Here is a 10633-nt window from a genome sequence, read left to right as displayed (position 1 = left end):
GGTGATGTCCGTCTCGGCCGGGCCCGCAACGAAACCGGCGAGCAGGGCATCGATGTCGGGTCGAGCGCGGCAGGCGAGCAACACAGGCCCGGTCTGCGCGTTCAGTGCGTCGATCTGTCGCACCCGGTCGTCCTCCTTGACGGGGCGCGTGAGCTCATGGCGCTTGATCCGATCCGTGTCGTAGGCGTCGATCGAGGCGGCGGCGACCAGGCCGGTCTGGCGATGCGTGCCCATCGTCAGGCGATAGAGGTAGTAACCCGGCGCCGGGTCGCGCACCAACACGCCCTCGCCCAGCATCCGTTCGAGATTCTCGCATGCCTTGGCATAGACCGGCGGGCTGTAGGGATCGATGCCCTCGGGCAGATCGACCTCGGGGCGCGAGATGTGCAGAAAACTCCACGGACGCCCTTCGACCAACCGACGTGCCTCGGCGGCGTTCATCACGTCGTAGGGCGGGGCGGCCACGTCCGCGGCATGCGCGCGGGCCGGCCGGAGCGCCGCGAAAGGTTTGATCAAGGGCATGGAGACTCACCGTCGGTGTCGTCGAGACTGGATGGATGGCGTTCGGAACGTCGGTGTCCGCGGCCCAATGGTATCAGCTCGGATCGAGCCTCGGCCAAATCCGACGCAACGAACCGCTGCAGAGCCTGAAGGCATCAAGACCCGAGCCGGTCGGTCTCGGGGCATGAACCTAGGGCGAAAAGGCTACTCTATACTCACGCGGATCCTGAACCACGAATCCGAGTCGACAGAATGGCCGACAACAACTACCTCAAGGATCTAATTCTGCTGCGCAACGACCCGTCGAAGGTCGCGCGCATTCGCGAAGCCGCCGAGCGCGGAGAGATGGATGCCCAGTATGCGCTGGGCCTTGTCTATGCCGAGGGGCGCGGGGTCGAGATCGATCTCGCCCGCGCGCATTTTTGGTTGTCGTTGGCCATCGCGCAAGGGGACACGGACGCCGATCAGTTGCGCAACATCATCGGCAGCCAGATGACCGACGCCGAGTTCGACGCGGCCAAAGAGCTGATCGTCGCGCATCGCGCGACTCACGCGGCGTCAACGACCACGCACTGAACCGTGCAGACTCCGACTCTCGCCGAATCTGCCCACCGCGCTGCGGGGTTTCGGTCCGATGCCATTGGCTTGGACTGGATGGGTTTCGCTTCGCTCTACCCATCCTACGTGTTTCGGTTGTTTTTGAATCGTTCCTGACCTACCAACAGGGCGCGGCGACGCTCGACATCAGACCGAAGGCGTCGAACGGCGAGGGCATCGGCATGCCGCCGACGGGGCCGCCGGCCTTTACGCGGATGACGTATTCGGCCCATTGCAGCGGCCGCGGGAGATAACCAACTTGAGCTGCGACGGCGTGCAGCTCGCCGACGAACGCGATGTCGCAAACTTGCTCCGGTGCAGGACCGGCAGTGCAGAGGTCATGGCGCATGCAGGCGGCATCGAAGGCATCGACCGGTGGCGGGAACCCCGCGACCGGATACCCGATCCCGCACCAATTACCGTAGAGCGGCATGCATTTGAAGGCGGCGGCTTGGGTCGCGCAGGTGGCGAGCAAGGCGCCGAGCAGACAGGAGAGGACGGGGGTACGGCGCATGGTGAATCCTCGTTCGCTTGAGCGGACTGATGCGTGAGCGCCCCGGAGGCTAGCCCGACACCGATTGGCCGGCAAGCGTGACTCGTTCGTCGTTTCGGCCGTCGCGGCACTTGGCGCGGAGCGCCAGGGCATGCGCGACACCGCGGAGCGGATGTCACTAGCCCCTCAAGGCATGCCGACGAGGAGCTTGGTGCGTCCTCGACACGGCAACCACGGTCGATGCCGAGCGGCAGGCGGCGAGATTACTCGACCCGAGGTGCCGCATCCGAGATGTCGCGCTGGCGCCGGTCGAGCCGGTTCTCCGCCTTGAAGCGCGCGGCCTCGCGGATTAGGGCAAGGCGCGCGCGGTCCCGACCCCAAATCGCCTCGAGGCGGCGGTCCGGCACCGTCTCTTCCGTCCAGAGGCGCCAGAGCAGGGTGGCATTCTCCCAGTAGGCGGCGCCGATGGAATGTCCGTCGGGGCTGAAGTCCGCGTAGGCAACGCCGCCGAGGTCGCCGTCGAGCGTCAGAAAGGACTGCTCCGGAAGCGGGCTCGGACGCGTGGGACGTGTCCAAATGCGCACCGCGCCGTCACGCGAAGCGGTCAGAATCCAGCGGCCGTCGGGGCTGAACCTGGCGGCGTAGATTCGATCCTTGTGCCCGACGAGTTCCGCGAGCAGGGAGCCGTCCAGGGCCCAGACCTGTGCCTTCGCCTCCAATGAAGCAGTGACCAGCGCCTGGCTGTCGGGCGCGAACGCGACGCTGTAGAGAATGCCGGCTTGGGGCTCCAGGTAGCGGGGGGATGTGCAGCCGCCTTCCATCAGCTCCACCAAGGCGGCGCTGCCGTCCTCGCTCGACGTGGCCAGCCACCGACCATCCGGAGAAAAGGCCGCGTCCGTGACCGTGTCCGTGTGCCATTGGGCGGCGCACACCGTCGCCCAGCCGCCGGCGCTGTCCATCCGCATGACCCGGACACCGCCGCCATCGTCCCCGGTCGCGACCAGTGTCGCTCCGTCCGAGCCATCGGAGACCGCCGCGGCCTGAACCCCGCTTCCGTCCTCGCCCCAGCCGGGTGAAGCGTCCAGCGGAGCGCAGGTCTTCGGATCCCAGAATCGGACCGGATTGGCGAGATGGCTCGATGTGGTGAGGAGCCACCGCCCGTCGGGGGCAAACAGGGCCTGATGGACGTTCGGACAGGTGCGCCCGCCATCCGGGCGGCAGGGCGCACCGTCGGCGGCGACCACGAGGCGGCAGCCGCCGCCGGTGTTCAGATCCCAAACCCAGGCGGTGCCGTCGTGACCCGCACTCGCCAGCCGGTCCGCCGAGGGCGAGAAGGCGACCCGGCGTACCCGCCCCTGGTGCCCCGCCAGGGTCCAGATTCGCACCGGCGGGGGCGCATCGTCGCGACGATCGTACTGCCAGACCTCGACCCTTCCGTCGAAGGCCGCGGTGGCCAGCATGACCGACCCCTTGGTCTCTGCATCCGGCGATCCCGTGATCGGCGCTACAGGCGTTTCGGCCATCGCCAGATGCCAGACGTGATCGGCGCTGGGGAGATGAAAGGCCAGGGTCTCGGTCGGCTTGACCGACCAGAGCCGCGCCGAGCCGTCCGGATCCGAGTAGCTCAGGACGCGACGGCCATCGGTGCTGAAGCGCGCATCCGTGACCGCCGCGTCATGACTGAAGACCGCCACCTCCTTGCCGGAGAGCAGACCCCAGAGGCGCGCGGTTTTGTCGAGGGAGGCGCTGAGAACCAGTGGCTCGCGATCCTCGTCGTCCATGCCCGGCGACACCCGCACGTGCTCGACGCTCAGATCGTGGTGCCCGAGAACCTCGGCGTAGCGGCTCTCGAGATCCCAGCGCACCACCTGCCCCGCGTCGTCTCCGGCGATCAGATACTGCCCGCCCGGCGAGAACACCGCCTCGCGCACCGCGGACTTGTGGATGCGAATCCGCCGGCCGTCGCGCTCGATCACGCCAAGCTCGGCAAGCTCGCTACCGTCGAGGTCGTAGACGCGGATCCGTTCGTCGGCGGAGGCCACGGCGATCCGCCGACCGGCGGGGTCGAACCGGGCATCGTTGGCCGGCCGGCCGAGCGAGCCGCTGGTCGGCAGGACCACGCGTTCGGCGCCCGTGCGGGTCTCGAGCACCCGCGCGGCGCCGTCGCGCGAGGCGGTGACGAGCAGCTCGCCGTCCGGCGCGAAGGCAATGCTGCGCACCTCGCTGGTGTGCACCGGCGCATCCCAGAGCGGTGCCCCGGGATGGCCGAGGTCCAGGAGACAGACGGCATACCGATCCTGCGGCGCACCGTGGGAGAGTGCGAGAAAGCGGCCATCTCGGTCCAGCGCGATCGGGCTGTCCGGGCGCGCGCCGCAGCTCCAGTCCGGAGGCCGACCGGGCTCGGCCGGGAGCCGCCAGACCCCGTTCTCGCCGATCCCCAGGATGGTCTGCGGCTCGCCGCTGCCGACGAAGCGCACAGAATGGATCGGGAGCTCCGGACCGGACAGGCGCGCCCCGGGCTGGAAGCTCTGCCCGCGCAGCGCCCAAAGCAGGGCACCTTCGCCCCGCGATTGGGTGACCAGGCGCTCGCCGTCGTCTCGAAACGCCGGAGGTAGCGACTGGTCGCCCGCCATCGCTTCGGATTGGACCATCGCGACCATGCGGTTCGTCGTGAAGGCGCGACTCAGGGTATCGGTCGCCGCTTCGGGCAGATAGGGACCGGCATTGAGGGCGAGTCGCACGGCCTCGGGCGTGTTGCCCTGCCGCACCGCAAGATCGGCCGCCTTGAGCAGGCTGCGTTGAAGGTTCAGGGTGGCCTCGCGCGAGGCGTCCCAAGCCCAGAAGGCCGCGCCGGTCGCAAGGACCAGGAGTGCAGCCAGGGTCAGGCCGAGGAGACGGGCCCACCGATTGCGCCGTCGCTGCAGCACCAGGTGTTGATGCGAGTGCTCGAGAAACTCCAGCTCCAAGGGCTCGAGCTCCTCGCCGTAGGCATCCGCGAAGCGCCGCGCTGCGGCATGGCCGGCCTCACCGAGCAGATACTCACGATTGCAGTCGGTGCGTTTCCACAGACGCGCCTGGCGGGAGATCTGATAGCGCAGGATCAGATCACGGCGGTTGTTCGGGTCCGCGGCCCAGTTGCGTATCGGTGACCACTGCTCGAACAGTGCCGGATGGATAAAGGTCGCGAGCGCACGGTAGTCCCCCCAGTGCAGGACCGACACCGCTTCGGAATCCTCGCCGCGCTCCACGGCCGGAGCCATGATGGCGGGATCGGGGGCGAGCTCGAAATCGCCGTTCGACTGCGCCGACTCATCGCGCCCGGCCGTAACGCGCCTGCTGCGCAACCGCTCGCGCCATTCCTCGCCGGTCTGGATCATGATGCGCCGCAAATCGTCCATGAGGCGCGGCGCCTCCTGCGTGCAGCCGAGCCGTGCCGAGGGATCGGCCACACCCTCGGCGACCAACAGGCGAGCCTCTATCAGCGCCTCGACGAGCCTGCCGACCGCCGGATGACGGGTCAGTGTGCGCAGGTCCCCGCGGCGTGCACCGAGCGCCGACGCGCCTCCGCCCTCAAGGGCGATGAGGCTGCGGCAGAGCACCGGGAGCGCGTCCCGGACTTCGGGATCCAAAGCCTCCCAGAGGGCGTCCGCACGGCGCAGCAGTGAGCCGGAGAGTCCGCCGACACGGCGATAATCGGCAAGGGTCAGGGGCCGATTCCGTTTGGTTGCCGCATCGCCGGAGCTGTCGCGCGCCTGGAGGTAAATCTCGTTTAAAGCCGGTTCGAGGACGGCCGGCCAGTGCTCGAGCAGGCTCGCCTCCGACTCCAGCGCCTCGACCAGGCCGCGTCCGCCGCCGGCCATCCCCTCGTATTCGATGCCGGCGACGCGCGCGGGGATCTCGATGACTTGCCTGATCCGCGCCGCGGGCGGCGGCTCCAGGCGAAACCAGCTCTGCTCGTCCAGGAGCGATGCGAGCTCGGGCATCTCCTCGAGGTGGCGCAGGTAGTCGCTGCGCAGCGAGGAGATGACCCAGACGCCGTCTCGAGCGGCGAGCAGAGCCAGTGCCTCGACGAAGGCCCGGCTTCGGGGCGCAGCCCGCATTGCCTCGGTCAACAGGCGATCGAGGGGATCGACGATAACTGCGAGCTGCAAACGCCCGTTCGCGGCGTCGCTTCTGCTCGCCGGATCATCGGCCAACCGTGCGAGCGCGGCCAAGAGCTGATCGGCGGCGACCTCCGGCTCGCTGACCAGCAAACGCGTCAGGCGCTGGACGTCCAGCCCGAAGCCTTCCAGCGCCGGACCCAACAGACCCGGCGCAGCGAGGGCGACGGCCAGGGCCTCGATCGGGTCGCGATGCTCCAGATCCACGAAACCCCAGCGACACCCGGCGATGCCCGGGAAGAGAAAGGGCCGGATCAGTCGCGGCAGCAGCCCGGCGCGGATCAGTGAGCTCTTGCCCACACCGCTCGGACCGCTCAACAGGAGCAGGCCGCGCCCGGGGCCTTGCAGCGCCTCGAGGCGCGTCACCAGCTCGCGTGTCTCGGTCTCGCGGCCGGTGAAGACCCGGTCGTCGACCAGCTCGAACGGTGCCCCTGCGCGGAACGGACTCCCGCGCCAGTCGCCTGTATCGGAGGCGAGGCGGCGCTCCGCGCTGATACGTCGGTTCAGGAGCTTGCGCAGTTGCCCTTCGAGCAGCTCGCGGAAACTGCGGTCGTTGCCGAACTGCCTGAAGGCCCGGCTGAAGCTGCCGTCCGGGTTGAAAAAGTGGGTGCGGAAGAACTCTTCGAGTCGATGCCGGTCGGCGAGCGCCTCGCGGGTCGCCTCGGCGTTGTTGACGTCGACCATGCGCGGCGCGGTCTTCTTGTAGACCAAGACCTCGGGGGTTCCGGTCCGGGCCGACGCTCGGACGGCATCGACGAACTCCCACTCGGTCCCGGTCATGCCCTCGTAGGGGTCATCGGCGAGCGGAGTACCGAGCCGCGTCCAGAGCATGACGAGCACGATCTCGCATTCGGAAGGACGCAGAAGTCCGGCCTGAAAACTCTGCGCGGCGGTCAGGGCCTCCTCTTCCCAGAGAATGGCCTGGAGGCTGAAGTAAGGCAGATACTCCTGGGCCAACGCCTCGATCACGTCCTTGACCAGGGCACGCTCATGCTCCAGATCGGACGGCGAGGAGACGAAGATTCTGACCTTGTGCTCAGTCATGGGGGTGATCGCGAGCGGACATGCCGCAACTATACCGAGCACGCGCGGATTTTTCGCCGCATTGCACGCCCGGCGCACGCCGGGGTGGCGTTGCGCATCCTCGCCGACCGCTACACCTCGTCGTCGCGCCTTGCCGCGACGCGTGCGGGACGCACCCTGCTTTGCGAAAACGCACGTGCGCTCGGTCTATACTCGGCGCGAGCGGATTTTTCGGAACCGGGAATGGAACCGCGACGTTTACGCATTCACCTGTTTCAGGTCATCGACACAGCCGGGCCGAGAGGGTTTACAATCAAACGTTGCAGGATCCGCCGTGCGATCGATTCAGGCCCGGCGGGCGCATCCCCAAACTGCCTCCATCCGACGGAGGAGATCGCGATGCTGGACCACGACATGGCCGATACCGAACGCTTCGAAGAGGTGATTCAGCGTTCAGTGCGACAAATCCTGCTTGCACCGGATCCGGATAGCTTCCTCGACTGGGCGCGCGGTCATCTCCCCGAGCTGCTCGGGTTGTCCGGGACTGAGCTCGACGAGGTCGAGCGGCGGCGTCTCGCCAATCTCCTCGGAACCGCGATCTGGAACGCGACCCCACAGCCGACCTACGCCTTCCAGACCCGATTGATGACGCCTCACCCTCCGGAGGAACCGTGCTCCTGCGGCTCGGGAAGCCCTTACGGCGAATGCTGCGGCGCCATCGACGAGGTTCCGGAGCTCTCAAGCGATCTGGTCTGGGAGATCCTGCTCGACGAGTTGTCCGAGCAGGGTCTGCGCGAGGCGCTGGACCTGCACGCCGTTCCCGAGCCACTGCTTGCCCGCATCGCCGATCGCTGGCTGACCGAGGATCGCCCGAAACGCGCGGCGGCCCTCCTGGAACCCCTTTTCGCGGGATCGCTCGAAGACCTCGACGGCGAGTTCGAGCCGTCGATCGACATCCTGTGCGATGCTTACGATCGGCTCGGTCATCGGCGCAAAAAGGAGACGTTCCTCGAGCGGATCTGCACCGAGGGGAGCCGACCCTTGCGGGCCGCCGCCTGGCAGCGGCGCTGCACTATGGCGATCGACGACGGCGATTTTGCCGAGGCCGGTGCAGCCTTCACGGCCGCATTGCGTAGCGACCCGGACAATCCGGGTACGGCGATCCTCGAGATCACGCTGCTTGCGGCTCAGCACAAGGATTGGATCGCTCGCGAGCGCGCCCGCTTCTGGCTCTTCCGTTTCCGTCAGGTCGGGTTTACCCATCCCGGCGTGTTGGACTTCCTCAACCGGGCCGTCGAGGATCCGCAGGAAGCGCTCGTGGACAGCCACTCGGACGCCCTCGACCCGGTCTTGCTCGACCTTCTTGATTGGATCAACCTGATTGAAGCCCGCCCGCTGCCTGCCTATCGCTTGGAGCCGTTGAACACCTACGCGCCCGGTTGGCTGCCGGGTCAGCTCGCGCTGTTCGACGACATCGATGCCCCCGTGCCGGACGGCGCCGACGATGACGCGGCAAACGGCCTGTCACGGCACGCGCCCGGCCCCGCGCGACTCAGCGCTCCGCCGGCATTGCGCCAGCTCGAAGCGGCGTGGAAGTCGGTCTTTCCGACGGCCAAGCCGGACTCGACCCGACTCGTGCCCGCAGAGGAAATTGACCTCTGGTCCACCCCGGACTGGCTGGATCACCTGCTGGCCAACCCCGAGCTCGCCGACAGTCTTGAGGTGCTGGACGATCTCGCGACCGCGCTGTACCTCCATCCAGAGAGCACGCTGCCGTGGATCTCACACCTGCTGTCGCGCCCCCTCTTGGAGCGCGCACGCGGCATCCTGGAGCAAGTGCTCCCCGAGGATGCCTCCCAACACATTCCTTGGTCTGCGCCGCCAAATCGCCCTGCGTTGCGACTGCTGTTCCGACAGTATCTTTGCCAGATCGACGAAGACGAGCCGAAGGGTGCGGCGCGGACGCTCGAGACCTTGCTGCGCCTCAACCCTCGGGACAATCATGGCGTGCGCGCGGAGCTGATGAATCATTATCTGCGCGACGGCCAGGACGAGCTTGCACTGGCGTTGGCCCGGCGTTTTCCGAACGATGGACTGGCCGATCTCGCATACGGCGAGGTTCTGGCCCTCTACCGTCTTGGGCGGCAGGACAGGGCGCGCCTGGTGCTGACGACCGCCGTCAACCGCTTGCCGAGAATCCCGCAGTATCTGACCCGAAAACGTATCAAACGCCCGCACTTCACCCCGCCCGGAACACTGCCCGGCGGCGATGATCAGGCGTGGATGTACCGCGAGGCCATGCGTGACGTCTGGGCGGCGGAGCCAGGCATCTTGGCCTGGCTGAGACGCCTGACCGCCTAGACGAACGAAACGGGCACACCGCGTTTTGTCCCTGTCGCGGTGTGTTCGAGAAGGTTTGGCCGAGCCGCTCCCGTATCACTGCCATTCAGGAGAACCACGATGGAAGGACGCTATCGGATCCTCTACGCCGGCGAGCTTATGCCCGGCCATGCGTTGCAGGACGTGGTGCCGCGATTGGCGGCAAAGTTCAAGCTTCAGGAGGAAACCGCGCGGGATCTGATCCTCGGCGGATCCGGCCGAGTGTTGAAGCACAGCTTGACGAGCGGCGAGGCGCAGCGCTATCGGGATGCCCTGAGCACGATCGGACTGAAGGTGGCCATCGATGCCGAATCCTCGACGAACACCGCACCGGCATCCGTGGGCAGCCGCCCGGACAGAGTCGTCGCGTCGCAGGCGCCGCAGCGCAACGGCACCGAAGCATCGCCTCCGACCGACGACAGACGGCAAGGGGACGCTCGACAGACCGGCGACGCTCGACTCGGGGGAGAGCCCGAAAGCGGCCCCGAAGCTGATCCGACACGCTGTCCGAAGTGCGGCGCCGACGCCGTCTCGGAGCTCACCGGCGTCTGTCAGGCCTGCGGAGTGGTGGTGGAGCGCTACCTTGCCAACCGAGGGATGAGCCCGCCGCGCCCGCCAAACCGGGTCGACAACCCCTATGCACCGCCGCGAGCCGATTTGACACCGCCTCGCCCCGAGGGCGAGGAAGACGTGCTGCAGGCACCCCAATCACGGCCCGTCGGACATGGTTGGCTGTGGATCACCGAGGCATGGCAGCTGTTCAAGGCACAACCGGGCGCGTGGATCGGCGCGGTGGTGTTGTTCTACATCATCTTGATCCTGGTCAGTATCGTACCCCTGGCGGGCAGTTTGGCCGTTACGATCCTGACGCCGATGCTCAGTGCCGGGCTCGTCATCGGCGCGCACCGCCAATACCGGGAGGGCCGCTTCGCTGTCAGTCATCTTTTTGCGGGTGTCTCGGAGAGCCCGGGGCCGCTCGCATTGGTGGGTGTCGTCTATCTGCTGCTGGCGCTCGCCATCGTGATTGTCGCGGGAGCGCTGTTCGCCGCGGTATTCGCCTCCATGGGAAGCGCAGTGGATCTGTCGACGATGGATCCGAACGACATCGACATCGTCTTCTCCAACCCGATGATCCTCCTTCCGGTGCTGGTGGCGATGCTGCTGGGTATCCCCCTCGCGATGGCCATGTTCTTCGCCCCGAGCCTGGTTGCTCTCGACCAGGTTCCGGTCTTCAAGGCGTTCGGACTGAGCCTCTCCGGCTGCCTGAAGAATATCCTACCCTTCCTGATTTACGGGCTAGTGGCCATGGTGCTGGTGATCCTCGGTTCCCTGCCCCTGATGCTCGGGCTCCTGGTCGTCGTGCCCGTCCTGACCATCGCGATCTATACGGCTTATCGCGATATTTTTTACCCCTAAACCGCGCCCGGTGCGGTATGCGTCGTTTGTTGTATTCTCCGAAGCCAAACAAACGATGAAAACC

6 protein-coding genes are annotated in these 10633 nt (G+C 67.0%); 3 read left to right on the top strand and 3 right to left on the bottom strand.

All coding sequences use genetic code 11. The features are described from left to right. Positions 1 to 522 (bottom strand): DUF1015 domain-containing protein (locus GPT33_RS03780; protein ID WP_296805977.1); only part of this gene is annotated, 522 nt, incomplete at its 3' end. Between the two features lie 231 nt (positions 523 to 753). Between GPT33_RS03780 and GPT33_RS03775 the strand changes: the two genes are divergently transcribed. Then, positions 754 to 1077: a sel1 repeat family protein gene (locus GPT33_RS03775; protein WP_296805975.1), complete on the top strand. Its 324-nt coding sequence runs from the start codon at positions 754 to 756 to the stop codon at positions 1075 to 1077. Positions 1078 to 1216: 139 nt separating this feature from the next. Here GPT33_RS03775 and GPT33_RS03770 read toward each other — a convergent pair whose 3' ends face one another. Continuing rightward, entirely contained in the window at positions 1217 to 1612 is a 396-nt protein-coding gene (locus tag GPT33_RS03770; RefSeq protein WP_296805973.1) for a hypothetical protein, read from the bottom strand. A 242-nt stretch (positions 1613 to 1854) separates the two neighbouring features. Next, positions 1855 to 6795, bottom strand: a complete 4941-nt coding sequence (locus GPT33_RS03765) for an AAA family ATPase (RefSeq protein WP_296805971.1) — start codon at positions 6793 to 6795, stop codon at positions 1855 to 1857. Positions 6796 to 7173: 378 nt separating this feature from the next. Here GPT33_RS03765 and GPT33_RS03760 point away from each other — a divergent pair, with 378 nt between their 5' ends. Both GPT33_RS03760 and GPT33_RS03755 read left to right on the top strand, forming a co-directional pair. Continuing rightward, positions 7174 to 9135 carry an SEC-C domain-containing protein gene (locus tag GPT33_RS03760; RefSeq protein ID WP_296805970.1) on the top strand — a complete coding sequence of 654 codons (1962 nt, stop codon included), beginning with the start codon at positions 7174 to 7176 and terminating at the stop codon, positions 9133 to 9135. A gap of 99 nt (positions 9136 to 9234) precedes the next feature. Then, positions 9235 to 10569 carry a BPSS1780 family membrane protein gene (locus GPT33_RS03755; protein WP_296805968.1) on the top strand — a complete coding sequence of 445 codons (1335 nt, stop codon included), beginning with the start codon at positions 9235 to 9237 and terminating at the stop codon, positions 10567 to 10569. Positions 10570 to 10633: the final 64 nt, after the last annotated feature.

Source organism: Thiocapsa sp. (genome assembly GCF_011390875.1).
Taxonomy (GTDB): Bacteria; Pseudomonadota; Gammaproteobacteria; order Chromatiales; family Chromatiaceae; genus Thiocapsa.
The sequence above is the reverse complement of the archived record's forward strand: the minus strand, read 5'-3'. Positions and strand labels throughout refer to the sequence as shown.

Coding starts and splice junctions, on each gene's coding strand:
- GPT33_RS03770 (WP_296805973.1), bottom strand. CDS start 1,612: ATGCGCCGTACCCCCGTCCTCTCCTGTCTGCTCGGCGCCTTGCTCGCC.
- GPT33_RS03775 (WP_296805975.1), top strand. CDS start 754: ATGGCCGACAACAACTACCTCAAGGATCTAATTCTGCTGCGCAACGAC.
- GPT33_RS03760 (WP_296805970.1), top strand. CDS start 7,174: ATGCTGGACCACGACATGGCCGATACCGAACGCTTCGAAGAGGTGATT.
- GPT33_RS03765 (WP_296805971.1), bottom strand. CDS start 6,795: ATGACTGAGCACAAGGTCAGAATCTTCGTCTCCTCGCCGTCCGATCTG.
- GPT33_RS03755 (WP_296805968.1), top strand. CDS start 9,235: ATGGAAGGACGCTATCGGATCCTCTACGCCGGCGAGCTTATGCCCGGC.